At 55.1% G+C, this 26,564-nt stretch carries 24 protein-coding genes; 11 read left to right on the top strand and 13 right to left on the bottom strand.

The window, feature by feature from the left end; translation table 11 throughout:
- Window positions 1-101: 101 nt before the first annotated feature.
- The 8 genes from QUW60_RS03420 to QUW60_RS03385 form a co-directional block, all read right to left on the bottom strand.
- Entirely contained in the window at window positions 102-515 is a 414-nt protein-coding gene (locus tag QUW60_RS03420) for a secondary thiamine-phosphate synthase enzyme YjbQ (protein ID WP_289558435.1), read from the bottom strand.
- 22 nt (window positions 516-537) lie between these two features.
- A complete protein-coding gene (locus QUW60_RS03415; protein ID WP_289558434.1) occupies window positions 538-1,719 on the bottom strand; it encodes an FtsX-like permease family protein in 1,182 nt (393 codons plus the stop codon).
- A 30-nt stretch (window positions 1,720-1,749) separates the two neighbouring features.
- Window positions 1,750-2,394 (bottom strand): ATP-binding cassette domain-containing protein, encoded by a 645-nt coding sequence (locus QUW60_RS03410; RefSeq protein WP_289558433.1) that lies wholly within the window; start codon window positions 2,392-2,394, stop codon window positions 1,750-1,752.
- A gap of 21 nt (window positions 2,395-2,415) precedes the next feature.
- Window positions 2,416-3,927 carry a DUF4836 family protein gene (locus QUW60_RS03405; protein WP_289558432.1) on the bottom strand — a complete coding sequence of 504 codons (1,512 nt, stop codon included), beginning with the start codon at window positions 3,925-3,927 and terminating at the stop codon, window positions 2,416-2,418.
- Window positions 3,928-3,963: 36 nt separating this feature from the next.
- Window positions 3,964-4,662 carry a 16S rRNA (uracil(1498)-N(3))-methyltransferase gene (locus QUW60_RS03400; RefSeq protein WP_289558431.1) on the bottom strand — a complete coding sequence of 233 codons (699 nt, stop codon included), beginning with the start codon at window positions 4,660-4,662 and terminating at the stop codon, window positions 3,964-3,966.
- A 19-nt stretch (window positions 4,663-4,681) separates the two neighbouring features.
- Complete coding sequence (locus QUW60_RS03395; protein WP_258337692.1) at window positions 4,682-5,251, bottom strand: bifunctional nuclease family protein; 570 nt, start codon at window positions 5,249-5,251, stop codon at window positions 4,682-4,684.
- A 14-nt stretch (window positions 5,252-5,265) separates the two neighbouring features.
- Window positions 5,266-6,525: an MFS transporter gene (locus tag QUW60_RS03390; RefSeq protein ID WP_289558430.1), complete on the bottom strand. Its 1,260-nt coding sequence runs from the start codon at window positions 6,523-6,525 to the stop codon at window positions 5,266-5,268.
- A gap of 62 nt (window positions 6,526-6,587) precedes the next feature.
- Window positions 6,588-9,068 (bottom strand): SLBB domain-containing protein, encoded by a 2,481-nt coding sequence (locus QUW60_RS03385; RefSeq protein ID WP_434736788.1) that lies wholly within the window; start codon window positions 9,066-9,068, stop codon window positions 6,588-6,590.
- 336 nt (window positions 9,069-9,404) lie between these two features.
- On the opposite strand from QUW60_RS03385, the gene QUW60_RS03380 reads away from it, so the two are divergent.
- A complete protein-coding gene (locus tag QUW60_RS03380) occupies window positions 9,405-10,217 on the top strand; it encodes a Cof-type HAD-IIB family hydrolase (protein WP_289558429.1) in 813 nt (270 codons plus the stop codon).
- A gap of 13 nt (window positions 10,218-10,230) precedes the next feature.
- On the opposite strand, the gene QUW60_RS03375 is transcribed toward QUW60_RS03380, so the two are convergent.
- On the bottom strand, window positions 10,231-10,761 hold the full coding sequence (locus QUW60_RS03375) for a ferredoxin domain-containing protein (protein ID WP_258337695.1): 531 nt from the start codon (window positions 10,759-10,761) through the stop codon (window positions 10,231-10,233).
- Window positions 10,762-10,871: 110 nt separating this feature from the next.
- Window positions 10,872-12,059 carry a serine palmitoyltransferase gene (spt, locus tag QUW60_RS03370; protein ID WP_258337696.1) on the bottom strand — a complete coding sequence of 396 codons (1,188 nt, stop codon included), beginning with the start codon at window positions 12,057-12,059 and terminating at the stop codon, window positions 10,872-10,874.
- Window positions 12,060-12,484: 425 nt separating this feature from the next.
- Between spt and QUW60_RS03365 the strand changes: the two genes are divergently transcribed.
- Window positions 12,485-13,519, top strand: coding sequence for a diacylglycerol/lipid kinase family protein (locus QUW60_RS03365; RefSeq protein ID WP_258337697.1), 1,035 nt, complete (start codon window positions 12,485-12,487; stop codon window positions 13,517-13,519).
- 50 nt (window positions 13,520-13,569) lie between these two features.
- On the opposite strand, the gene QUW60_RS03360 is transcribed toward QUW60_RS03365, so the two are convergent.
- Window positions 13,570-14,283: a tRNA1(Val) (adenine(37)-N6)-methyltransferase gene (locus tag QUW60_RS03360; RefSeq protein WP_289558428.1), complete on the bottom strand. Its 714-nt coding sequence runs from the start codon at window positions 14,281-14,283 to the stop codon at window positions 13,570-13,572.
- 234 nt (window positions 14,284-14,517) lie between these two features.
- On the opposite strand from QUW60_RS03360, the gene lon reads away from it, so the two are divergent.
- The 4 genes from lon (at window position 14,518) to QUW60_RS03340 (ending at window position 20,699) form a co-directional block, all read left to right on the top strand.
- A complete protein-coding gene (gene lon / locus QUW60_RS03355; protein WP_289558427.1) occupies window positions 14,518-16,998 on the top strand; it encodes an endopeptidase La in 2,481 nt (826 codons plus the stop codon).
- Between the two features lie 19 nt (window positions 16,999-17,017).
- The gene (gene tgt, locus QUW60_RS03350; protein WP_289558426.1) at window positions 17,018-18,148 is read left to right on the top strand and encodes a tRNA guanosine(34) transglycosylase Tgt; all 1,131 of its coding nucleotides are present in this window, start codon (window positions 17,018-17,020) and stop codon (window positions 18,146-18,148) included.
- A gap of 64 nt (window positions 18,149-18,212) precedes the next feature.
- Entirely contained in the window at window positions 18,213-19,352 is a 1,140-nt protein-coding gene (locus QUW60_RS03345) for an LptF/LptG family permease (RefSeq protein WP_258337721.1), read from the top strand.
- Between the two features lie 237 nt (window positions 19,353-19,589).
- On the top strand, window positions 19,590-20,699 hold the full coding sequence (locus tag QUW60_RS03340) for an MraY family glycosyltransferase (RefSeq protein ID WP_258337701.1): 1,110 nt from the start codon (window positions 19,590-19,592) through the stop codon (window positions 20,697-20,699).
- A 207-nt stretch (window positions 20,700-20,906) separates the two neighbouring features.
- Here QUW60_RS03340 and QUW60_RS03335 read toward each other — a convergent pair whose 3' ends face one another.
- Both QUW60_RS03335 and QUW60_RS03330 read right to left on the bottom strand, forming a co-directional pair.
- Complete coding sequence (locus QUW60_RS03335; protein WP_289558425.1) at window positions 20,907-21,401, bottom strand: N-acetylmuramoyl-L-alanine amidase; 495 nt, start codon at window positions 21,399-21,401, stop codon at window positions 20,907-20,909.
- Window positions 21,402-21,507: 106 nt separating this feature from the next.
- The gene (locus QUW60_RS03330) at window positions 21,508-21,960 is read right to left on the bottom strand and encodes an HU family DNA-binding protein (RefSeq protein WP_258337703.1); all 453 of its coding nucleotides are present in this window, start codon (window positions 21,958-21,960) and stop codon (window positions 21,508-21,510) included.
- A 227-nt stretch (window positions 21,961-22,187) separates the two neighbouring features.
- Between QUW60_RS03330 and radA the strand changes: the two genes are divergently transcribed.
- The 5 genes from radA to QUW60_RS03305 all read left to right on the top strand — a co-directional run bounded on the left by radA (window position 22,188) and on the right by QUW60_RS03305 (window position 26,547).
- Window positions 22,188-23,564: a DNA repair protein RadA gene (gene radA / locus QUW60_RS03325; protein WP_289558424.1), complete on the top strand. Its 1,377-nt coding sequence runs from the start codon at window positions 22,188-22,190 to the stop codon at window positions 23,562-23,564.
- 55 nt (window positions 23,565-23,619) lie between these two features.
- Window positions 23,620-23,955 carry a GxxExxY protein gene (locus QUW60_RS03320; protein ID WP_289558423.1) on the top strand — a complete coding sequence of 112 codons (336 nt, stop codon included), beginning with the start codon at window positions 23,620-23,622 and terminating at the stop codon, window positions 23,953-23,955.
- A 73-nt stretch (window positions 23,956-24,028) separates the two neighbouring features.
- Window positions 24,029-25,678, top strand: coding sequence for an NAD(P)/FAD-dependent oxidoreductase (locus QUW60_RS03315; protein ID WP_258337706.1), 1,650 nt, complete (start codon window positions 24,029-24,031; stop codon window positions 25,676-25,678).
- 11 nt (window positions 25,679-25,689) lie between these two features.
- On the top strand, window positions 25,690-26,268 hold the full coding sequence (locus tag QUW60_RS03310; protein WP_289558422.1) for a helix-turn-helix transcriptional regulator: 579 nt from the start codon (window positions 25,690-25,692) through the stop codon (window positions 26,266-26,268).
- A gap of 54 nt (window positions 26,269-26,322) precedes the next feature.
- Window positions 26,323-26,547 (top strand): hypothetical protein, encoded by a 225-nt coding sequence (locus QUW60_RS03305; protein ID WP_289558421.1) that lies wholly within the window; start codon window positions 26,323-26,325, stop codon window positions 26,545-26,547.
- The last annotated feature ends 17 nt before the right edge of the window (window positions 26,548-26,564 follow it).

Below are 26,564 nucleotides of genomic sequence, written 5' to 3'. Positions count from 1 at the left end.
GAAAATAACCGCCAAAAGATTGGCACGATATGGCCCGGCCGGCACCGGCAATCCGCCCGGATTGCTGCTGTCCCGCATATATCCGGTTCATCCCGACTCTTTCACTCGCCGAGAATCGTGGCGACAATCCTTCTGCTTCCCCCGTGGTTGCGGAACTCGCAGAGGTAGATTCCCTGCCAGGTTCCCAGATTCAGCCTTCCGTCCGTAATGGGGATGGTCAGGCTCGGGCCAACCAGCGTCGCCTTTGCGTGCGCAGGCATGTCGTCCCACCCTTCCAGGGTGTGGTCGTACCACGATTCCCGTTCTTTCACCAAGTTGTCGAATATCTTTCCCATGTCGCTCCGCACGTCCGGATCGCAGTTTTCGTTGACGGAGAGCGCCGCACTGGTATGCTGTATGAAGAGATTGAGCAGTCCGGTGCGGGGAAGTTGTCCGAGATGAGCCACCACCTCATCGGTAATGAGATGAAATCCGCGCGCACGGGCTCTCAAAGCAAATTCAATCTGTTTTATCATCTTTTTATAGCGTCAAAAGTCGTCAGTTGCTTATCGAATTAATTTTCTTTCTGACCGCCGCAATGTTTATTGCCGACACAATGAGGAAGAGCACAATCCCCACCGTTACGGCAACCGCCATGCTTCCGCCCTTCATCTGCGGGAACATGCGTCCCAGCACATCCAGATAGGCGGAACGCACCAGCGACACGACCAGCAGCCCCAACGCCAACACAACGGCATTCAGCGCCACTGTAAGCAGCTGGTACGGACGCGCCACACGCGCCGGACTGTAGCCGACGAGCAGCAGCGTTTCCAGCTTCTTCGTGTTTTTCTGCAACAGCAGGTAAATGCTGAGCATCAGAATGTAGAACGACAGCACGCTGATCACGAGCCCTACTGCCATCACGATGCCCACGATCATTTTCAAGAACCAGGTGGTCTTTCCGGCATCCAGCTTGTCGCCCTCGGTTTCATATCCTTTATCCTTCAGGTATTTAGCAATGCGGTCGTCTGCCGGATTCTTCACTTCCACAATGAGCCGCGAAGGTCCGGCCTCTTTCTGGTCGCCGTAAGTCGCATTCGCCCAATTCATGAACGCTTCGGGCACCAGAATCGTGTTCAGCCTGTCGGAGAATCCTACAATGCGCCCTTTCATCTGCCTCACCTGCCCCCTTCCGCTTATGCGGATATCCAGCTTCATCATCCCCAGCACTCCCTCCGACAGCTGCGGAAGGCTTCTGCTTTGGGCGAATCCGAAATTATACAGGTTCAGGTAGTTGCGCGGAAGCACGATGGGAATTTCTTCCTGACCGGGACTGAAAGACCATCCTTCCAGGTCCGTATCCACATAGGCATCGGGAACAGATTCGAAAAACAAAGCGGTGGAAAGCTGCATCCCCTGCATACCCATGCCTGCCGACACCCGGAAACGCGCAGGAGTGAAAGCTCCCACGCTCTTCGTGAACGGCTGCTCCTCCAGTTCCGCCTGTTCGGCGCTGCTGAAAGCACTGCTTCTGCCTACAACCGACCCGAGCGTGCTCACGCGCCTGCTCACAATCAGATAATCCTTTTTCATGAAACTGTCCCCCTGCATAAACACAGGAAGCACATCCTTGTAAAACTGTACACTCACCAGCACAATCACCATTCCGCACAGATTGGCCAGGGCGAACCCCACCAGCTGAGCCACGCTGACATGCTGCCGCAATAATTTCCAAATCACGTTGCTAACATTTAAAAGATTAAGGACTATTCAAAGTTTCATCACCCTGTCGTATGCCAGCGGAAGATTTTTCCCGATGGAAGTCACGATCACGCCGGCGCCGAGCTTCTGCGCCTCCTCGGTCAGTATGCGTGCCATGATCTGCGCATTGCCGTCGTCGAGATGGCTCACCGGCTCGTCCATCAGCACAAAGTCGAGCGGCTGGCAGAGTGCCCTCACGAAAGCCACCCGCTGCTGCTGCCCGAACGACATCCTGCCGACCTTCTGATCCCACTTGTCAGCGATTCCCAGCTCTTCAAACCACCGCTTCACCTGCTTCTTTTCGCGGAAGCCCGTCAGCCTGTTCTTCAGCTGCACATTCTCCCACGCCGTCAGTTCGTCAAAAAGCCGGAGTTCCTGGAAAAGCATTCCGAGCGAACGCCTGCGGATTTCCACCCGCCGCGCCATCGGAAACTTCCTTATGTTTTCTCCGTCGAAGGAGATGATTCCCTGGTAATCGCTGCGGTAACCATAGATATAGCTGCACAGCGAAGACTTGCCTGTGCCCGAAGCCGCCTCGATCAGGTATTTCTGCCCTTTCTGGAAAGCTACCTGCCTGTGCCATACGTCCGAAACGATTCCGTCGCGTCCCGCAAACACTTCGGGCAATGTCTGTTGTAGTTCGATTGTATTCATAATCCGCCTTGCTCGTCCGGCTCAAAAAGCCGCGAACTGTCTAAGTACATTCTTTTTCCGGTCCTTCATGACCCACTCCATCCGGACCTTCTTGCCGTCAGCCGACTCCACCGTCACATAATCCGACAGCTGCAGCACGGGAGCGACACGCGCCATTCCGGAAGCAGAGGCCGTCTTCGCCGCCAGATCCTTCACGCTGACAGCCAGATAAAACATCTTTCCCTTCACCCGGCCGCCCCACTCGCAGTCGCGCAAGGTCAGTCCCGGCACCCTGCGGCCTACAAGCGAACGGTCGTTCGTCAGATAGAAACGCCCGTCCTTCACGCCGAACCAGAATGAAGCGTTTCCGGGGGGCAGATTGATTACGGAACCGTCCGTCATGCGGAACTCATATTCGTCCGTACCGTTGTTCTTCAGCGTCATTGTTCCGCCCGTAAGCGCCAGCAGCGGCTTCAGATCCTCGAATGTCTGCAAGAAATCGCGGTTGGTCACATCCGCATACGCGATGAAGCTCCCGCTTTCTGCCGGATTCGGAACAGCAAGGGCCATATCTCCCTTTATCGAGTTGAAAATCAGCTTGAAGTCGACCGGCATCATCGAGCTTTCAAACTGCTGGCGGACGGTGGGATTCTCGCACAGCAGGTCGAATATCTTTCCTCCGTCCATATTGCCCGTCATCCATACGCCGGTGTTGGCCGGGAACAGATCAAGATAGGTTCCTTCCACACGGCCCGATGCCTTCCGCTGCTTTTCGAGCATCTCTGCCATCAGCTTGTCGGCAATCAGAGGCTCGGCTTCCAGCACCGCCTTCCCTTCCTCAAAGTTCAGCGTAGCCAGACACTTCACATTCGTCAGGTTCAGTTCGGCCGACACGCCCATCGTCAGCGGAGCGACGTATGTTCTCGGAAGCAGGTCGAGCGACAACAGGGCTGCCACATCCTCAGCGGCGTCCTTCAGCCTGCCAAAATCCGCGCCTGCCGCAAAGCCTTCGCCATCTCCCTGCCGCAGCAACATCGACACCCTGTGCTGCAGCGTCCTTGCGTCAGATCTTCCCGGCTCGGCCACAATCAGAAACGCCGCGTCCGTGTAGGCAACCAGCGAAGCCCCTGCCACCGTCCACGTGCATCCGTCACTTTCAACCGGCTCCTCACACACCTGCTGCTGTTTCAGAAGTTCCAGCATGCGTCCGACCTTTCCGCTGTCAGACACCCGTGCAAGCAGTCCCGCCAGACTTCCCGAAGGAGAAGCGAACAGATAAACCTTGTCTTTCAGGTCAAGCCCGCTTTCCGACGGATCCTTCGCAATCCTGTCGACCAGCTCGTCGGCACCCTGAATTTCGCCTTTCAGCGCTTCGGCAAACGAAGCGGCCGTCTTCTCGTCCACCCCGCTCTTCGCTGCCATCTGCTCCAGGTTCACAGCCACTACAGCCGCCGCATCATCAGGCAGCGCGTTTACATATTTGCTGCTGTCCGTACACGACACGAAGCAAAGCGCGCACAGTACGGCTCCAAGTAAAAAACGATATTTTCGCATAATCAAAAAACTTTTGGTTCATCCAATCCGGTCCGGTCAGCTGTTGGCCAAGTTCATCAGATGGACAGCCACCAGCGCCGCCGTTTCCGTGCGCAGCCGCGAGCGTCCCAGGCTCACGGGGCGGAAACCTTTCGATTCGGCCAGCTCCACCTCCTCGCGGCTGAAGTCGCCTTCCGGACCTACCAGCACCACGGCATCCCCGCCGGGCACAAGCACATCTTTCAGCAAAGGCTTCTCTCCGTCATAGCAATGGCAGATGAAACGCTGACTCGGAAATTCCCGCTCCATAAACTGCGTGAAACCAGTCATCTCGTTCACCGCCGGCTTGCGTGCCTTGAGCGACTGTTTCATGGCCGACACGACAATCTTGTCCACCCTTTCCGTCTTGATCACCTTTCTTTCCGAAAAGCGGCAGTTCAGGAAGCTCAGTTCATCAAAGCCGATTTCCGTAGCCTTCTCTGCAAACCACTCCACCCGGTCCATATTCTTGGTCGGAGCCATCGCCAGATGCAGATGCCCTTTCCAGAAGGGCTCCTGCGGCATCTTCTCCAACACTTTCACCTGGCAACGCTTTCCCGTCGCCGCACTGATGACGGCCCGGTAGAAGCAGCCCTTGCCGTCGGTGAGCGTCACTTCATCGCCTGTACCCAGACGGAGCACCCTGAGGCAATGCCCCGCCTCTTCTTCCGGAAGGTCGGGACTGGCGAGTATATCTGGGGTATAAAACAAATGCATCCCTACAAAATATCACGAACTAACAAACATTTCCTTTCTCTCTCCTCCGGATTTCATCCCTGAGTTCCGATGCGCGCTCGTAGTCCTCAACCCTCACGGCATCGTCCATCGCCTTCTTCAGCATGTCCAGACTGACGTTGTTCACCGAAACCGTGTAGCAGCTTCCGTCGTCAGAGATGCCGTGCAGCCGCTCGCGCTCCAGCAGCTCCTCGTCGATGCAGACCGGGAAGTGCATGAGCAGCGACAGGCAGATGGCGTCCGTGGTGCGCGAGTCGACCAGAAAAACGCTTCCGTCCGGACGCTCCACGTGCAGCCACGATGAATAGATCCCTTCCCGGATGTCGTAGATGACAGCTTTCTCAATGTGCAGGCCGCCTCCCGACAAGACATGGGCCATCATTTCGTATGTCAGCGGACGAGGGGTCTGGTAATCCATCCTCGCCAGCTTGATGCACTGCGCCTCATGCGCGCCGATAATCAATGCCAGCTTTCTCTCGCGAGGACCGTCCTCCTTCAGCACCAGCGCATGGGCGTTGGACGGACGGAGTACCGTTGATATGTCCAGCACTTTGAGTATGATCTCACTCATAAAAAACCTCCATTTTATTTTCGTTCGTGTTTATATCTGAATACCGCCGAAAATGCCACGGCCACAACCAGGGCATATGCGGCAAAAATAAACCAGGCCTTGCTCCATCCGTCTACCTGAGGAAGGGACGAAGAGAAGTCGACAAAGCGGTTCACAACCCACTGGGCGCTGAGCGTGCCGACCGTGGCGCCGATTCCGTTCGTCATGATGACAAACAGTCCCTGCGCGCTCGAGCGGACAGAGAGATCGGTTTCCTTGTCCACATAAAGCGAGCCCGAAACATTGAAGAAGTCAAACGCCACACCGTAGACGATCATCGACAAGACGAACATCCAGACCCCGTTTCCCGGATTGCCGAACCCGAAAAGCCCGAAGCGCAGCACCCATGCAACCATCGCTATCAGCATCACACGCTTGATGCCGAAGCGGCTCAGGAAATAAGGTATCAGCAGGATGCAGCACGTTTCGCTGATCTGCGACAGCGAAATCAGCAGGTTGGCGTGCTGCACGCCGAACGTGCCCGCATACTCGGGTATCGAGCTGAAGCTGGTTATGAACGGATTGGCGAATCCGTTGGTGATCTGGAGCGAAACGCCCAGAAGCATCGAGAAGATGAAGAATATCGCCATCTTCCTGTCCTTGAACAGGAGGAAGGCGCGGAGTCCGAGGGCGTCGACCAGCGACTTGCGCTTGTCCGAACCGCGGTTCACCGGACATTCGGGCAGCGTATTCGCATAAACCGCAAGCACAACGCTCCATGCCGCACTGGCGAAAAACTGCATGTAGTTCTGCTGGAAGCCCAGCAGGTCGACAATCCACATGGAACAGATGAAGCCGATCGTCCCGAACGTGCGGATGGGAGGAAACGCCTTGATCGTTTCAAGCCCCGCCTTGTCGAGGGCCGTATAGGCCACCGAATTCGAGAGAGCCAGCGTAGGCATATAGAAAGCCACCGCCACCGAATAAAAGGCAAACAGCGTGGTAAACTCCACATCCTCTCCCATCGTCATGGCGTAGTAGCCAGCCCCGCCCATGAACAGGGCCGAAAGCAGATGGCTCAGCCCCAGCAGCCGCTGGGCAGGCACCCAGCGGTCGGCCACTATGCCCAGAATGGCGGGCATGAACAGCGACACAACACCCTGCATCGCATAAAACAACCCGATGTGAACTCCCAGGCCTACCTTTGCGAGGTAAGTTCCCATCGAAGTGAGATAAGCTCCCCACACAGCGAACTGGAGGAAGTTCATCACGATCAGTCTGACTTTTGTTTTCACGTATCTATTGTTTAATGTTAAACCAAGAGTTGGCGGCACCGGCCGTCATGCGGCCGCGCGGATCAGTTCTTGAACATCACCGCCAGCGAAGCGATCATCGTAGCCAGCGAAGCAAACGAAGTGGCGTTCGACATCATTGTGGCGAGGTTGAAGCTGCGTGTCTTGCCCGGCACCACGATTTCGCATCCCGGCTCGATCTGCTTCTTTCCGCTGCCCTTCACCTTGGCCACCTGGCCGTTCATATAGATAATGAACTTCTGCTTCTTCTTCGCGTTGTTCGAGTATCCGCCCGCCTGGCTCAGATAATAGTTCACGTTCTCGCCGCTGATGAAAGACACCGTGTTCGGCATCATCACCGCGCCGTTCACCTTCACCGTGTTCACGTATTCGGGCACCACAATCATGTCGCCTTCGCGAAGCACGATGTCGGCATCTCCTCCCGGATTGGCGAGAGCCTTTTCAAGGTCGATTCCCACCGAGAAGATGCTGTCCACCTTCAGCCCGAGGATAGAAACCATCCCTGCGCCGATTTCTTTCTTTATCATCTCGATCACGTCCTTCATGCGGTCCAGCTCGTCCTGGTTAGCCACACGCAGCAGCTTCGTTCCGCGCACATAGGCAAACTGGCTCACGCCTCCCGCACGGCTGATGATGCTGCTCAGACGCTGGTCTTTCGAGTCCAGGTTGTATTCGCCGGCATAGAGCACCTCTCCCTTCACCGTCACGATCTGCTGCTCGTTGTAGCTCGGGCTGCGGCGCACAAACACCTGGTCGTAAGGCTGGAGCACAAAGCCTGCCTGCCCGTCGACTACAAAGCCGTCCTTCAGGCGGAAAGTGAAGTTCTGCCCGATCGTTTCCGACTCGGCCGTACTGTGCGGGTCGCGGATTCTGCGCGCCACGTCCACACGCACCAGCGAAGCCGATTCCTTCAGTCCCCCGGCGGTGATCACCAGATCCTCCAGGCTCATGTTGTCGGCATACGTGTATTCTCCCGGCTTGTTCACCTCGCCGAAAATCTTCACCTTGCCCAGATCCTGAAGGTCGTGGATGCTCGGTATATAGAGAATGTCGTTCTTCTGCAAAGGGATGTCGGGCGAACTGCCTTCCAGAATGCCCAGAATGTCAACCGACTTCACTTCCTTCGTCAGGTTCTCGCGTTCGCGGTAGAGGACAGCCCGGCCCACAAAGGCGTCGCCAAGCAGTCCGTCGGCCTTTTCTACCAGCTGGCGCACGGTGTTGAGCGATCCGCTCAGCTCGTAGATTCCCGGATGGTAGACGGCTCCCCGCACTTCCAGGCGGTTGGCATAGCGGTTGAGTATCGAATCAACGGTCACCACGTCGCCGTCCTGAGTTCTGAACACCGAGAAGTCCGTTTCGTCCACCGTAGCCACGGAATATTCGCGCCCGTTCTGCCGCACCACGCTCACCGTTTTCTTGTATGCGTCGGCCGAGAAGCCTCCGGCGTATTTCAGCAGCGTGGCCACCGTTTCGCCCTTCTTCATTTCGTAGAACATCGGCCGTTTCACGCGGCCCTTTATCTTCACCAGCTCGTCGTAGGCAGGCACGATCACCACGTCGCCGTCCTGCAGGCGGATGTCGTCCTCAATGCGCCCCTGCATGATATAGTCGTACACGTCGAGGGTGGCCACCTGCTTTCCGGCGCGCGACACCTTCACGTTGCGCAGGCTGCCGATGTCGCTCACTCCGCCCGACACATAAAGGGCATGGAAGACGGTGGAGAACGACGAGAGCACATACGATCCCGGAGCCACCACTTCGCCCATCACGTTCACCTGAATCGTGCGGATGTTTCCCAACGTTACCTGGATGTTGTTCGCCGAGTCGGCATAGATTTTCTTCAGCTCTTCCTTGAGCACGCGGCGCGCTTCGTCAACCGTCATGTTGTTCAGGTAGACAGGGCCAAGGTTGGGTATGTTGATGTAGCCGTCGGGCGAAATTTCCTTCTTGATTGTAGTCTGGCTCGCCCCCCAGATGTCGATGATCACCTCGTCGCCCGGTCCCAGGCAGTAGTTGGCAGGAGTAGCCATGTTGTTGTTCGGCTCGAAAGTCAACTTGTCGATGTTGAAGATATTCCGTCCGAACACGTCATCTTCCGACACCGTTGCCTTTTTCAACGCCGCGCGCCTCTCCATCGTCCCCTTCATCTCGTCAGAGAGCAGAAAGTCGTTCGGATTCTTGTCCGATGCGTTCGAGCCGGTCAGTGCGGCGGTTTTCCCTTCGTTGATTTTCCGCGTGCGTTCGGTATCGAGTTCGGATTCGGACGCTCCCTCGTCCGACGAAGAGCTGCTTTCCGCAGCAGAAGTTGAAGAAGAATACTGTGACTTCAGGCGCAGCAGCTGTTCCTGCGTAGCTCCCTGGCTGAGCAGTTCCAGAGCGATTGTCTGCTGATCTTTCCCCTGCTGCAGTCCCTGCTTCACATATTCAATCACCTGAGAGTCTGTCATGCTGCTGGTTTGGGCGGTCACTCCGACGATTCCGCATGACAACAGAAAAAAAGTAATTCCGATGAGCTGTTTCCTCATAATTATTCTGAATCGTTATACATTTTACGGGAGAAATTCCGCCGCAGACCGGGCAGCTTTTCTCTTTTTGTTATGCTAAAATTAGTGCAAAGATAATCTTTTTCGATGAACAAAGACTGCAAGTTGACAAGTTTTTAGGATTTTATGCTGAAAGAAAAAAAACTTGTCCCGTCATCCGAAGCAAAATGTCCCGTCATCCGAAGTAAAATGTCCCGTCAAGTAAAAGAAAGTTTCCCGCCATCCTGAACGAAAAAGGCGGAGGCGGCACGGAAAAGTCCCGATTTTCCACTATTTTTGCGCAACGAAAAGAGTTTATCAATTTAAATGACACATTCTATGGAATTCAAACTTTTGGCACTCGACCTCGACGGCACGCTCACCAACTCGAAGAAGGAAATCACTCCCCATACGCGCGAAACGCTCATCAGGGCGCAGCAGGAAAAGGGAGTGAAAATCATCCTGGCATCCGGACGGCCGACATACGGGGTGGCTCCTCTCGCCAACGCGCTCGGGCTGGACAAGTTCGGGGGGTATATCCTCGCCTATAACGGAGGGGAGATTATCGACTGGCGCACACGCGAAATCATGTACAAGAACCTGCTCGACCACGATGTCCTTCCGTATCTCTACGAATGCGCGAAAAAGAACGGCTTCGCCATCGTAACCTACGAAAACGAATACGTGCTGACCGAAAAGCCCGACGATGAGTACGTGCTCAAGGAAGCCCTTCTCAACGTAATGAAAATCAAGAAGGTAGACAACTTCCTTGAGGCCGTGAAACACCCCATCGCCAAATGCCTCATCGTGGGAGAGCCGGCACGGCTGGCCCGGCTGGAGGCCGAGATGCGCGAGCACCTGAAAGACCGCATGGGAGTGTTCCGCTCGGAGCCTTACTTCCTGGAGCTTGTGCCGAAGGGAATCGACAAGGCACGCTCGCTCTCGGTCCTGCTGGACGAGCTCGGCCTGAAGCGCGAAGAGCTGATGGCGGCAGGCGACGGATTCAACGACCTGTCGATGGTGAAATTCGCCGGAATGGGCGTGGCAATGGCCAACGCGCAGGACGTGGTGAAGGAAAACGCCGACTTCATCACCCTCTCCAACGAAGAAGACGGAGTGGCGCATGCGGTAGAGAAGTTCATCCTGTCATAACCGCCCTCCGCTCCTACTGCGGAGCCTTGCGGTCGAAGAAGGGATTTTTCGACGATGCGCTCACCGGTATGGCATACACCTGCGAACAGCCGTCCAGCCAGTCGAGCTGCTGGGCGGCAAGTCCCGCCGAAAACATCACGCGCGTGTCAACGCGGTGGTCGGCAGCCACAGAGCAGGCCGAGCCGACGGCGATTCCCACATCCACCGAATTGATCGCGCAGGGAACGCCTTCGCTGCGCTCGCCGCAGGTTGCAAACCCGCAGTGCCCGCAGTTCATTCCGTGCGGATGCTCATGCGTGCCGATCAGCACGATGCACTCTGCCTTCAGGATATTCTCCGCATCGCGCAGAAAGAACTTGAATCCGTTTTCTTCATACATCTGCTTCATCGTATCCGACAGGATACGGATGTTGCTCTCGGTCACCATGGCCACTTCGATTATGTCCATCCCCTTCGCCTTCGGAGCCGTGCGCGCCGCAAGCATCATCTCCTGCGCCACCAGAAGCACCTGCTCGTGGCGGCTGTCTTTTTCATTGAGTATCATAGTACAAATACAGAAAATATAGGATATAAACAAAAAAGGCACAAAGACACAGCCTCATCCACGTTTGTCTGCTCTGTATCTTTGCGCCTCCCGTATGCGGTTTCTTCCGCTTATTTCAACAGGTCAAGCTGCCTGAAACACTTTATCAGCTTTTCGATGGCGAAGTCGATCTGCTCTTTCGTATGCGTAGCCATCAGGGCGAAACGGACCAGCGTGTCCTGCGGAGCACATGCGGGCGGAATCACCGGATTGATGAACACGCCTTCGTCGAAGGCCAGCTTCGTCACCTCGAAGGTCTTGTCCGTATCACGCACATAGAGCGGAATGATCGGGCTTTCGGTATCGCCGATTTCAAATCCCGCCTCGCGGAAACACTTCAGCGCATAGTTCGTGATCTTCCACAGGTTCTCCTGGCGTTCAGGCTCTGTGCGGATGATGTGCAGCGCTTCTCTTGCCGCAGCCGTAGCCGCCGGCGTGTTGCTCGCCTGGAAGATGTAGGAACGCGCATTGTGGCGCAGCCAGTTGATGGTGTCCTTGTCGGCGGCCACAAAGCCTCCGATCGAAGCGAGCGACTTGCTGAACGTGCCCATAATCACGTCGATCTCGTCCGTCAGGCCGAAATGATCGCAGACTCCCCGTCCGTTGCGTCCGAACACGCCCAGGCCATGAGCCTCGTCCACGTATACCGAAGCGTTGTACTTCTTCTTCAGGCGGACGATCTCCGGCAGATTGGCCAGGTCGCCCTCCATGGAGAATACGCTGTCAACGACAATCAGCTTGACGGCATCGGGGTCGCACTTCTGCAGCTCCTTCTCCAGGGCATCCATGTCATTATGCTTGTACTTCAACTGTGTGGCAAACGACAGACGGCGTCCGTCGACGATGGAAGCGTGGTCACGGTCGTCGCAGATGATGTAGTCGCCCCGTCCCACCAGTTGCGGAATCACGCCTTCGTTCACCGTGAAACCGGTAGAAAAACACAACGCCTCGTCTTTCCCCACAAATTCCGCGAGTTCCTTTTCAAGCTCCACATGGATGTCGAGCGTTCCGTTCAGCAGGCGCGAACCGGCACATCCCGTACCGTACTTGCGGGTAGCGGCAATGGCCGCCTCAATGATCCGCTTGTCGTATGTCAACCCCATATACGAGTTGGAACCGAACATCAGCACCTTCTTCCCGTCCATCATCACTTCCGTGTCCTGTGCGCTGTCTATTTCACGGAAATAAGGGTAAACGCCTCTTTCCATATACATCTGAGGCACTCTGAATTTACTTAGCTTTTCTTGTAATAATCCCATATTCCAATCATGAATAAGCGGCATTCTGGTCCGCTTACATTATATAATTAAATAATCTCTTCTCTTCCTGCGGGCACCGCAACGGCAAGGCCCGAACGCAAATGAATGTGCAAAGATAATAAATTCTCGTTTCAGCAAAGCAAGCCCCACAAAAAAATTCAATTCCGGCACAAATAAACCACAATTCCGAACAATTTTATCCGATATTGCATTAATTTTGTATACTTAAACCAAGAGCCTGTTTAAATTTCTGCTCTGCCTCGGCTTGAGAATTGCTTTCGGGGATGTTTTTTCAGCTTTTACGGGGATGACGGCGGGCTGTCTGACGGGTAAAAGCGGAGAACAGACCGGAAACAAGCTCAAAAAGGGCGGATAAAAAGACGCAACCGGAAAATTCAGACAGGCTCTAAGCCGAAGATTGGATTATGGATAAGAAAAAACGAATGACATTCATCGTCAACCCCATATCAGGGACACACAACAAGGAGGCCATCCTCCGGCTGATCGATGAATTGCTGGACCACAACAAGTTCGACTATGAAGTGAGGAAGACGGAATATGCAGGACATGCGTCCGAAATAGCAGCCCGGGCAGCGGAGGAAGGTGTTGACACGGTAGTGGCCATCGGAGGCGACGGAACCATCAACGAAATCGGCCGCTCGCTTATCCATACGTCTTCGTGCCTGGGAATCATCCCCTGCGGCTCGGGAAACGGGCTTGCAAGGCACCTCCACATCCCGATGGACCCGAAAGGGGCCATCCATGTGCTCAACGACGATCTCCGGAAGACGATCGACTACGGAATAATCGACGGACACCCGTTTTTCTGCACGTGCGGCGTGGGGTTTGATGCGTTCGTCAGCCTGAAGTTCGCCGACTCGGGACGGAGGGGACTGCTTACGTACCTCGAAAATACGCTCCACGAATCGCTGAACTACCGGCCCGAAACGTACGAAATCGAAAACTCGGCCGGCACCGTCCATTACAAGGCCTTCCTCATCGCCTGCGCAAACGCGTCGCAGTATGGCAACAACGCCTACATCGCGCCGCACGCTTCGCTTACCGACGGGATGATGGACATCACCGTCCTCGAACCGTTCACCGTGCTCGACGTGCCGACGCTGGCTTTCCAGCTCTTCAACAGGATGCTCGACCAAAACAGCCGGATCAAGACCATGAAGGACAAGTGCATCATCATCCACCGCACGAAGGAGGGGGTATTCCATTTCGACGGAGATCCGCAGATGGGCGGGAAAGACCTGAAGGTGGAAATCGTACACCAGGGGCTGAACGTGATAGCGCCGGTACGCCCGAAACGCATCGCTCCGCCGCCCCTGAACGTCCTGCAGCACTTCACCGACTTCATCGAGCGGCGCCCCATCACCGCAACCATCGCCGACAAGCACAAGCAGCTGCTCATGCTCAACCAGCAGATCCTGAGAAGGCTTTCCAAGAAATGATCCGCAGGCGGAAGATGCAGAACAAGAGCTGCGGCTAAACATCCGTCAAGCTACAAAGCCAGGTAGAACGGGGACAGCAGCCGCACAAACTCCGGACTATACACCCTCGGAGCCGTTTCGATCACCAGCTCGTCTGTCAGCGTGGCGGCGGGCTGGGTATGGGTGAAGGCCAGCAGCACCCGCTTGGGCGATGTGCCGGGCTTCGGCAGCACCCATGTCTGGCGCGACAGGTACAGCCGCTCACGAAGCGCAAGCGCCGTGAAATCCGGCCCCGCACTTGCAGGAAGAACCACCGAAAACACGCCGTCGCCGGCAAGCACCCTGCCCGCCTCCCGCAGCAGCGTGCCGAACTCCAGCGAACCGGAATGCCGCGCCAGGCTACGCGCCGAAGACGGCGATTTCACGTCTTCCACGAAATAAGGCGGATTCGACACCACCGCGTCAAACCTCTTTTCCCACGAAGCGGGAAGCTGCCTCGCGTCCATCCGCTCCACGGCGATCCGTTCTTTCCAGGGCGAACGGGCGGCATTCTCGCGCGCCTGCTCCGCCGCGTCCGCGTCAATGTCGACGGCCGTCACCTGCGCTCGGCTGCGCTGCGCCGCCATCAGTGCGATCAGCCCCGTGCCCGTACCTATGTCGAGCACCTGCCGTGCGTGTTCCACCTCCGCCCAGGCTCCGAGAAGCGAGCCGTCGGTACCTACCTTCATGGCGCATCTGTCATGAAACACCGTAAACTGCTTGAATTTGAAATAAGGGTTCGGCATAACGTATCATTTTGCGGCAAAGTTACGGAAAATAAATTTCACAGCCGCAAACAGCCCGCCGTCATTCGCGCGGAAGCCGGCGGAAGCACACGCATTTGCCCGCCGGAAGAGGCGAATAACCGCACATTTCATTTTTATTATATGTATTTGAAGCCGCAGTTCTTCTTAATTCAAAGCGGAATGATTAACTTTGTGCCGTTTTTGAACAAATATAAAGTTTACGGAAACCAAAATATGGCAAGAAGAACAAGAAAAGAAGCATTTCTCCCGGAAAAAGAAGGAGAAGACATTTCAATGCTGACCGAAATAGAAACTCTCCCGGTCGAAAACAACCTGGAAGAACTGAATGATGAACTGCCGGTGATGACCTTGCGAAACATGATTATACTGCCGTCTGTGGTCATGCCGGTCACGGTGGGCAGGCGGCCTACGCTCAAGCTGGTCAACATGGCACTGAAAAACAAGTGCTCCATCGTCATCGCCACGCAGAAAGTCAGCGAAGTAGACAATCCGGAATTCAAGGACCTCTACCCGGTTGCCGTAATCGGAAAAGTGCTCCGTATTTTTGAAATGCCTACGGGAAACACAACCGTCATCCTGCAGGCGACAGGACCGAAGGTCAGGCTCGAAGAAGTAACGGCCATGAGGCCCTACATGAAAGGGAAAGTCAGCGTCATCGAGGAAAACATGACAGAGGAGGACACCGACGAGTTCAAGGCACTGCTCGACACGTGCAAGGAACTCAGCGCCAAGCTCATCGAGCTGTCCGAACACATGGCGCCCGACACTTCGTTCGCCATCAAGAACATCGACAACAGCGAGATGCTGATCAACTTCATCAGCGCCAACTTCCCGTTCTCCATCGCAGACAAATACGAACTGCTCCAGATAAACAGCCTCAAGGAAAGGCTTTACCGCCTGATCCAGGTGCTCAACAGGGAAGTGCAGCTCGCCACCCTCAAGCAGAACATCCAGATGCGCACGCGCGAGGACCTCGACCGCCAGCAGAGGGAATATTTCCTCCAGCAGCAGATCAAGAACATACAGGACGAACTGGGCACGGGACAGGACGACGAAATCGACGAGCTCCGCGCAAAGGCCGAGAAGAAGAAATGGAAGAAGGAGGTGGCAGACGTCTTCGAAAGAGAGGTGACGAAACTGGAAAGGGTGAACCCGCAGTCGCCCGACTACAACGTGCAGTATACCTACCTCCAGACCATTCTCTCGCTGCCGTGGGATGTCTACTCAACCGACTATATCGACATACCGAACGCCAAGAAGGTGCTCGACAAGGACCACTACGGACTGGAAAAGGTGAAGGAGCGAATCCTTGAACACCTCGCCGTGCTGAAGCTGAAAGGCGACCTCAAATCGCCCATCATCTGCCTCTACGGCCCTCCGGGCGTGGGAAAAACCTCGCTCGGACGATCCATCGCGGCCGCGCTGAAACGCAAGTATGTGCGCATGTCGCTCGGAGGCGTACACGACGAGGCGGAGATACGCGGACACCGCAAGACGTATATCGGAGCCATGCCGGGACGCATCATCAAAAGCCTGATCAAGGCGGAAACGTCGAACCCGGTCATCATCCTCGACGAAATCGACAAGCTGAGCAGCGACAGCCACGGCGACCCGTCGTCGGCCATGCTCGAAGTGCTCGACCCGGAACAGAACAGCTCGTTCCACGACAACTACATCGACATCGACTATGACCTGTCGAAAGTGATGTTCATCGCCACGGCAAACAACCTGGCCACCATCCCGGGACCGCTGCTCGACCGCATGGAGCTGATCGAGGTGAGCGGATACATCACGGAAGAGAAGATCGAGATAGCGCGCCGCCACCTCATCCCGAAGGAAATGGACGCCACGGGACTGAAGAAGGAGCACGTGAAATTCTCGAAAGGGGCCATCGAGTACATCATCGAAAACTATACCCGCGAGAGCGGCGTGCGCGAACTGGAGAAGAAAATCAGCAAGGTGATGCGGAAAATCGCGCTCGAAATCGCCAGCGGAAACTTTACGGAAACCCATGAGCTGAAGGCCAAGGACATCCCGCAATACCTCGGGCCCGCCGAGTACTCGCGCGACAAGTATCAGGGCAACGAATACGCCGGAGTGGTGACGGGACTGGCATGGACGGCCGTAGGGGGCGAGATCCTCTTCGTCGAAACCAGCCTGAGCCGGGGAAAGGGACAGCTCACGCTCACCGGAAACCTGGGGGACGTGATGAAGGAGTCGGCCATGCTGGCGCTCGAATACCTCAAGGCGCACAGCGGATACCTCAACCTGCCGGAAGGAATCTTCGACAACTGGAACATCCATATCCATGTGCCCGAAGGGGCTATCCCCAAAGACGGGCCGTCGGCGGGCATCACCATGGTCACCTCGCTGGCTTCTGCCCTCACCCAGCGCAAGGTGAAGGCGAACCTGGCAATGACGGGCGAAATCACGCTCCGCGGAAAGGTGCTGCCGGTGGGGGGTATCAAGGAAAAGATCCTGGCGGCCAAACGAGCCGGAATCAAGGACATCATCCTCTGCGAAGACAACCGCAAGGATATCGAGGAAATACAGCCGATGTATCTCGAGGGGGTTGCCTTCCATTATGTGAAGGATATACGCGAGGTGCTCAAGCTGGCCCTGACAAACGAAAAGGTGGCAGACCCGATCGACTTTACCGCCGAACACAAGGAAAACGGGAAAGCCGGCAATTAATCATTTTCAACCGAATGCAATGAAATTTGAACTGCAATATACTGATCCGAAATCAAACGCGCGTGCAGGACTGATCACAACCGACCACGGACAGATCGAAACGCCGATCTTCATGCCCGTGGGAACGGCAGGAACCGTGAAAGGAGTGCATCTGCACGAACTCAAGGAAGACATCAAGGCGCAAATCATCCTGGGAAATACATACCACCTCTACCTGCGCCCGGGACTGGACATCATCGAGGGGGCCGGCGGACTGCACAGGTTCAACGGCTTCGACCGACCCATGCTCACCGACAGCGGGGGGTTCCAGGTGTTCTCGCTTGCCGGAATACGCAAGATGAGGGAGGAAGGCGTGGAGTTCCGCTCGCACATCGACGGATCGAAGCATCTCTTCACGCCGGAACGGGTGATGGATATCGAACGGACCATCGGAGCGGACATCATGATGGCTTTCGACGAATGCGCGCCGGGCACGTCCGACTACGAGTACGCAAAAAAGTCGATGGAACTTACGCACCGGTGGCTCGACCGCTGCATCGCGCGCTTCAACGAAACGGAACCGAAGTACGGCTACAGCCAGTCGCTCTTCCCCATCGTGCAGGGATGCGTCTATCCCGACCTGCGCCGCCGCTCGGCTGAATACATCGCCTCGAAAAATGCCGACGGAAACGCTATCGGCGGACTCGCTGTGGGCGAACCTACCGAAAAGATGTACGAGATGATCGAAGTGGTCAACGAAATACTTCCCGCCGACAAACCGCGATACCTGATGGGCGTGGGCACGCCGGCAAACATCCTCGAAGGCATCGAACGCGGAGTGGACATGTTCGACTGCGTAATGCCTACACGAAACGGACGGAACGGCATGCTCTTCACCAAGCAGGGAATCATGAACATGCGCAACAAGAAGTGGGAAAACGACTACTCGCCCATCGAGGCCGACGGAGCGTCGTATGTCGACACCATGTACAGCAAGGCTTACCTGCGCCACCTCTTCCACGCCCAGGAGCTGCTGGCGCTGCAGATTGCCTCAATACACAACCTTGCCTTCTACCTCTGGCTGGCTGGCGAAGCGCGCAGGCATATCATCGCCGGCGACTTCTCGACCTGGAAGCCCAAGATGGTGGAACAGGTAACGACCCGACTTTAAACTGCCCTGGCTCATGAAGAAGATAAACGCGATACAGAACATAAAGGAAAAAATGAAGGCCGGAATGCCCCGGCTGAAAGAAGAACTGAAGAAGCTCAAGGGGAATCCTTTCAAGAAAAAATGGCTGAAAAGGCTCGACAGGTACATCATCGTGAAGTTCCTGGGGACTTACTTCTTTGCCATCGCCCTGATCATCTCGATTGCCGTGGTGTTCGACATCAACGAGAACATCGACGACTTCATCAACAACAAGGCGCCGCTGAAAGCGATCATGTTCGACTATTACCTGAACTTCATCCCCTACTACACCAACCTGTTCAGTCCGCTGTTCGTGTTCATCGCCGTCATCTTCTTCACCTCCAAGCTGGCGGAGAACTCCGAAATAATCGCCATGTTCTCCACCGGAATGAGTTTCAAGCGGCTCATGGTCCCCTACATGATCTCAGCGGCCATCATCGCCCTCGTGACGTATGTGCTCAGCACCGAAGTGATCCCCACGGGAAGCGTGACGCGCCTGAAATTCGAGGAGGTATACAAGAACAAGCGGCAGGCAGACTATGCCCGCAACATCCAGCTGGAGGTGGACACCGGGGTGGTGGCCTATATGGAACGGTATGAGAACTTCAACAAGACGGGCTACCGCTTCTCGCTCGACAAGTTCGAAAACCACAAGCTGGTGTCGCATCTCACCGCACGGCGCATCACCTACGACACGACGGGCGTACACCGCTGGATCATCAAGGATTACATGATACGTGAAATGAGGGGCATGCGCGAAACCATCACCCGCGGCGAACGCCTGGACTCTACCATCAATATGGAGCCGCAGGACTTCCTCATCACGCGGGGACAGCAGGAAACGATGACCAGCCGCCAGCTCCGGCAATACATCGACAACCAGAAGCAGCGCGGATTCGCCAACATCAAGGTGTTCGAGGTGGAATACTACCGCCGCATCGCCACATCCTTCGCCGCGTTTATCCTGACGGTAATCGGACTGTCGCTCTCGTCGCAGAAGCGCAAGGGGGGAATGGGGCTTCACCTCGGCATCGGAATCGCCCTGAGCTTCTCGTACATCCTGTTCCAGACGATTTCGTCTACGTTTGCCATCAACGGCAATACGCCTCCGAACCTTGCCGTATGGATCCCGAATATCCTGTACCTCTTCATCGCGATCTATCTGTACCGCAAGGCTCCCAAATAACCGCCTGAAAAGGAGGCGAAGCTCAAAGCCCGTTGCATTCCGGCTCTACGGAAAACTTCGGGGACTGCCATTTCCTAAATTTCTTTAGGAAAAACAGCCCGATACCCTATTTTTCGTGTCTGCCGTATTGTCTGATTAGGGGAATAAAGTTAATTTTGCAGCTAAAAACTTTGCACGGGAAAGGAAACGGAAATCCGGATGCCTGACTGAGGCAAAGCCAAAACCAAACATACAGAAATGGAAAACTTATATATCATTATCGGAGCATTCATATGCGCAGTGCTGATGGGGCAGGCCATCATCCCCAACATTCTCGTCATCTCTTTGCGGAAAAGGCTGTTCGACGAACCCGATTCAAGAAAGGTCCACAAGCGGCCGGTGCCACGGCTGGGCGGCGTCACATTCTTTCCGGTCATCCTCTTCACCCTCTCCGTGTTCACGGCCATACGCATCATGATCGGGCTTAACCCCGACGCAAGAGAGGTCGGGAGAATCGCCTGCGAGTTCCTCTTCATGATAGGGGGGCTTACACTGCTCTACATCGTGGGCATAGGCGACGACCTGGTGGGCGTGCGCTACCGCAAGAAATTCCTCGTGCAGATTCTCGCTGCTGCCATGTTCCCGCTGTCCGGACTGTATATCAACAGCTTCTACGGCCTTTTCGGCATCTATCAGATAGATCCTTCCATCGGCATCCCGCTCACCATCCTGCTGGTGGTGTTCATCACCAACGCCATCAACCTGATCGATGGAATCGACGGACTGGCGTCGGGACTGAGCATGGTCGCGCTGATCGTGTTCGGCATCCTGTTCATCCACTTCCGCTACTGGTCGTTCGCCCTGCTTGCCTTCGTAAGCGTGGGTGTCATCATCCCTTTCTTCTCCTACAACGTGTTCGGAAGCATCGACAGGGGGCGGAAAATCTTCATGGGAGATACGGGCAGCCTGACGCTGGGCTTCATCCTGAGCTTCTTCGTAATCAAATACAGCATGTACGACCCCGCCGTGCGCATCATGCCCATGAGCAGCCCGGTGCTTGTGTCGTTCAGCGTATTGATGGTGCCCTGCCTGGACGTTGTCCGTGTGGTGCTCCGGCGCGCCCGCAACCACAAGCCGCTGTTCATGCCCGACAAATCACACATCCACCACAAGTTCCTGGCCATGGGATTCTCTCCGCGGAGCGCGATGATAAGCATCCAGGTTATGTCGGCATGCTTCTGCGCCTTCACGATGGCGGCCATCCATTTCCTCAACAACACGGTGGTTTTCATTATCGACGTGCTTGCATGGACGCTGCTTAACGTCTGGTTCGACAAGATAATCACAAAGAAAAGCAAACTGCAGTAAAACATTTGAGGGCTTCAGATGCCTGTGGCGGTTTTCCGCGGAATACAGAAGGGCGGAAACGGGCGGGCATAAAAAAAGGGAATCTTCCCAGATTCCCAATCTTCATTAACCTTAAATCTAATACCATGAAAAACACAGTGCAAATATACGGCTTTTATGTTATGCAACATATAAAAACCAAGAAAAATGCACTCCGTTTTGCATTATTTAACCTTTAAGGCCTGCATTGCCATTATGTTCCTTAAGACGCCCGATCCATTCCTGAAGACAATCTCCTACCTCAAAACACGGACACTGCTTGATCCACTCTTCCGGCTCAACCGTTCCGTCGCCGTCCAGATCCGGACTTAGGTCGCGGTGCCCTACAATCCGCCTGATCGGAAATTCCTTCACCAGCACCCTCACCAGCACTGTCATCGCGTGTTTCTGCCTGTCGGTACGCGTGTCGGCCGGTTTTCCGTTTTCATCCAGCCCGCCTTCATAGGCAATGCCGATGCTGCAAGCGTTATGTCCCTTGGCATGCGCTCCCACACATTCCACCGGACGCATGGTGCAAATGCTCCCGTCGGTGCGGATATAATAATGGTAGCCGCAGCCCTTGAACCCTCTTTGCCGGTGCATCTTCGTCAGCAGAGCCGGCGAGAGCGGGCTGTCCGCTCTCGTGGCTGTGCAATGAATCACAATCGTGTCAATCTTTCTCATCCGCAATCCTTTTTCTGCCCGTCAGGATGCAGAGCAAACAGTTCAGTATCCTGACAATAATACATTTTACCCTGGTTTTCATAGAATGATCCTACAGTGCTGATTCTTACACTGTTTCTTCTTCGTCACTATCGGCCTCTCCTCCCGCTTCGTCGGCAGCCGACTTCACCGGCACTTGCTCGTAGGTGAGGTTGTTGATGGCCTCCCGCAGCGTCTGTCCGGAACGGAAAAGTATACGGACGCGGTTGATGAGCGAATCGTCATACTCTTCCTTCGACACGGCCCCTTCACCGCTTAAGCTGATCTGGAGAGATCCCAGATCGCCCAAACGGACGATTTCGCCGCTTGCCAGCCCTTCTGCCACCACATCCTCCAGCGACACCAGAACGGCCATCACATCGGCACGGGTCACCGTACAGGCCTGCTGGATGCGCTCCGCCATCTCGCGGATGCCCATCACGCCGCGCGCCTGGGCACGTGCATAATACTTCACTTCACCTTCCGCCATCGGATTCGGATTCTTTCTCGCTACCACTGAATAAGTCACTGATCTTTTCATACTTTCTTTTTTTAGTTTACCTGAAAAACAATTGTTGCTCTCATGCATCAGTCGGCGCCATTGTTCCTGATTGCTCTGCAAATATACGGCAGCCGTCTGCGGCAGGCGTGCCATAAGATGCCGGATACAGACATAAAGTTCTCTTTTTTCGCAAAAATTCAAACGGGACCTTAGCCTTGAAGAAAGAATACGCTATCTTTGCATAAATAAAGCGCGAAATACAACCGATGGCAACAAAAGAAAAAACCGTATATGTATGCACCAGCTGCGGACACGAATCGCCCAAATGGGCAGGGAAATGCCCGGCGTGCGGACAATGGAACACGTTTGTGGAAGAAGTGGTGCGGAAAGAGCCTGCCGTGGCAAAACATGTGGCTCACGGAATCGAGGGAACACGCTCGAAGCCGCAATACCTGAAAGAAATCGTGGCGGGCGACGAACAGCGCATCGACATGCACGATGAAGAGCTGAACCGGGTGCTCGGAGGAGGGCTGGTGGAAGGATCGCTTACGCTGATCGGAGGCGAACCGGGAATCGGAAAGTCTACCCTCGTGCTGCAGACTGTCCTGCGCCTTGCCGACAAGAAGGTGCTCTACATCTCGGGCGAGGAAAGCAGCCGCCAGCTGAAGATGCGGGCCGACCGTATCCCCCACTCCGAAAGCAACAGCCTGCTCATCGCCTGCGAAACGTCGCTGGAACAGATCTTCACGCATATCCGGAACGTTGCGCCTGATCTGGTGGTCGTCGACTCCATACAAACCATATCTACCGAAAGCATCGACTCCTCTCCGGGCAGCATCGTGCAGGTCAGAGAGTGCTCGGCTGCCATCCTGAAGTTCGCGAAGGAAACCGGCACGCCGGTCATCCTCATCGGACATATAAATAAGGAAGGAAGCCTGGCGGGACCGAAGGTGCTGGAGCATATCGTCGACACGGTGCTTCAGTTCGAAGGCGACCAGCACTACATGTACCGCATCCTGAGGAGCATCAAGAACCGCTTCGGAAGCACCGCCGAACTGGGCATCTACGAGATGCGGCAGGACGGGCTAAGACAGGTGAGCAACCCTTCGGAGCTGCTGCTCTCGCAGGACCACGAAGGCATGAGCGGCGTGGCCATAGCCGGAGCCGTGGAAGGCATCCGCCCGTTTCTGATCGAAGTGCAGGCACTGGTAAGCACGGCTGCCTACGGAATGCCGCAACGTTCCGCCACGGGATTCGACCTGCGGCGCATGAACATGCTGCTGGCGGTGCTCGAAAAGCGCGTGGGCTTCAAGCTGGCGCAGAAGGACGTGTTTCTGAACATCGCCGGCGGACTGAAGGTGAACGACCCGGCAATCGACCTGGCTGTCATCAGCGCGATCCTCTCGAGCAACATGGACACGGAAATAGAAACCGGCGTGTGCATGGCAGGCGAGGTCGGGCTGAGCGGCGAAATCCGTCCGGTAAACCGCATCGAGCAGCGGATAAGCGAGGCGGAGAAGCTGGGATTCAGCAGAATGCTGATTCCGAAACAAAACATGCAGGGACTGGACAGAAAGAAGATCAAAATCAGACTGGCGCCGGTAAGAAAAGTGGAAGAAGCATTCCGCGAACTCTTCGGATAAGATTTACGAACCGCAGATTTTCACAGATTCTTCACTTTAATTTACGATTATTCTCATGACATTCATAGATAAAGGAACAAACGAACTGGCGTATAAAATTATCGGATGTGCCTATAACGTACATCGTGCATTGGGTCCGGGATTATTGGAGAACACATGCGAAGCTTGCCTCTGCTATGAGCTTAACAGGCTCAACATCAAGTATGAAAGGCAAAAAGAACTGCCCGTACTATATGAATTATCATCGAACTTAAAAACGGTAGAACAATTCCACCCTATCCACACAGCCCAGATCATAACTTATATGAAACTGAGCAAAATCCATTTAGGACTGTTGATTAATTTCTTCAGTACAAACCTGCAACATGGAATCAAAAGAATTATCTTATAACGGATAAAATAAAAAACATACAAATCCGCGGAAATCTGAGGAAATCTGCGGTAAAAAAACAAAAGAAAACAACATGACAGAAGAATATCAATTGCGGGTTCTGCCCGAACAGGCAGCAAGCGAACAGTCGCTGAAACAATACATCAGCAGAGAAAAAGGAATGGATATCCGGACAATCCGGGCGGTACGGACACTCAAGCGGAGCATTGACGCACGCCAACGGACCATCTTCATCAACCTCAAGGTAAGGGTATTCGTCAACGAAGAACCGGACAACGACGACTTCATCCGCACGGAATACCCGAACGTGGAGGGAAAGCGGCCGGTTATCGTGGTCGGCGCAGGTCCCGGAGGACTCTTTGCAGCTCTGAAACTCATCGAGCTGGGCGCAAGGCCGGTCGTGGTGGAGCGCGGAAAAGACGTGCGCAAGCGCAAGGAAGACCTGGCACGCATCAGCCGGGAGCACAAAGTGGATCCGGAATCGAACTACAGCTTCGGCGAAGGGGGAGCAGGAGCATACTCCGACGGAAAGCTCTATACGCGGAGCAAGAAGCGCGGAAGCGTAGACAAAATCCTCAACGTGTTCTGCCAGCACGGAGCAAGCACGTCGATCCTGGCGGACGCGCATCCGCATATCGGCACTGACAAGCTCCCGAGGGTTATCGAGAACATGAGAGAAACCATCCTTGCCTGCGGCGGTGAAGTGCATTTCGAAACGCGGATGGACGAGCTGCTGATCGAGAACGGCAAAGTGGCAGGCATCCGGACCAACCGGGGAACCGAGTTCCACGGACCGGTGATTCTCGCCACGGGACATTCGGCACGCGACGTATACCGCTGGCTCTTCGCCAACGGAGTGCCCGTAGAGGCGAAAGGCCTTGCTGTGGGCGTGCGCCTCGAACACCCGTCGCTGCTGATCGACCAGATACAATACCATAATAAGAATGGACGGGGAAAATACCTCCCCGCAGCCGAATACAGCTTCGTGCAGCAGGTTGACGGACGGGGAGTCTACAGCTTCTGCATGTGCCCGGGAGGATTCGTCGTCCCGGCAGCCAGCGGCCCGCACCAGCTTGTGGTGAACGGCATGAGCCCGAGCAACCGCGGAACGAAGTGGAGCAACTCGGGAATGGTGGTGGAGATTCATCCCGAAGACCTGGAAGACCCCGCGCTGCAGGTGCAGTCGGAGGCCCTGAAGGATTCTGCCGAAGAACTGACGGAGCAGCTGATCCTGTCGAATCCGGTGCAGGACGGCGTACATCCGCTGGCAGTGATGCGCTTTCAGGAAAAGCTCGAACAAGTGTGCTGGCAGCAGGGAAACATGCGGCAGACGGCACCGGCACAGCGGATGGCGGACTTCACGCGCAGAAAGCTGAGCTACGACCTGCCCGACAGCTCTTACAGCCCGGGACTGGTGTCGTCGCCCCTGCACTTCTGGCTCCCTCCGTTCATCAGCGAACGGCTGGGCGAGGGCTTCCAGCTCTTCGGAAAAAGCTCGCGCGGCTTCCTGACAAACGAAGCGGTAATGATAGCGGCGGAAACACGGACCTCATCGCCCGTAAGGATCGTGCGCGACCGTGAAACGCTCCAGCACGTCACGATAGAGGGTCTCTTCCCCTGCGGAGAGGGAGCAGGATACGCCGGCGGAATCGTGTCGGCAGGAATCGACGGCGAACGGTGTGCCGAAGCGGCCTTCGCCTACCTGGAGGCTGTCACAAAATAAACTGTTCCAAGATGAAAGCATCCTCACCCGAAATCGCTATCCTCGAACCAAACACGCTGACGGCACTCGGCTTGCAGACCATACTGGAAGAAATGATTCCGAATGCCGTCATCCGGACTTTTTCCTCGTTCGGACAGCTCATCGACGATACGCCCGACATGTACGCGCATTATTTCGTGTCGGCCAATATTTATTTCGCGCACACGGCTTTCTTTCTTGAAAGAAGGCCGAAGTGCATCGTGCTCACCGCAGGCGAACAGCCGCTGCTGAACGGAATCCCCACGCTCAACATCTGCATGCCGCAGGAAAGGCTGGTCAAAGCCATCATGATGCTGCGGAAAACAGGACACGAAAACATGCACCGCCCCCTACCGGAAGCGGCAGACGAACTGACCCCGAGGGAGATCGAAGTGCTGGTGCTGCTCACAAAGGGACTCATCAACAAGGAAATCGCCGAAAAGCTGCACATCAGCCTGACCACAGTCATATCGCACCGCAAGAACATCACCGAAAAGCTGGGGATCAAGTCTGCGTCGGGGCTTGCCATCTATGCGGTCATGCACGGATACATCGACGCCGACAGCATCTGACAGAATCCGCGGTTCAAAAAAAATCGCCATGCGCTGTCGGAAAAGGCACAGACAATGGATTTGAATCTGCAGAACGCATTATCGCAAAAAAAATATATATTTGCATTTAACTTTAAGAGCCGTTTAAATTTTGTGCAGGTTTATTTTGCGAATTGTTTTCAAGGATGTTTTTCTGATTTCATGAGGATGATAGCAGGCTGTCTGACGAGTAAAAGTGGGGAAACAGACCGGAAACAAGCTCAAAAAGGGGCGGATAAAATACTTAATCGGAAAATTTAAACGCTCTAATTTGAATA

Origin of the sequence: Bacteroides gallinaceum, assembly GCF_030373775.1 — a bacterium.
GTDB classification, from domain to species: domain Bacteria; phylum Bacteroidota; class Bacteroidia; order Bacteroidales; family Bacteroidaceae; genus Phocaeicola; species Phocaeicola excrementipullorum.
Note: the sequence above shows the minus strand (reverse complement) of the source record. Positions and strands in the feature narration are given on the sequence as shown.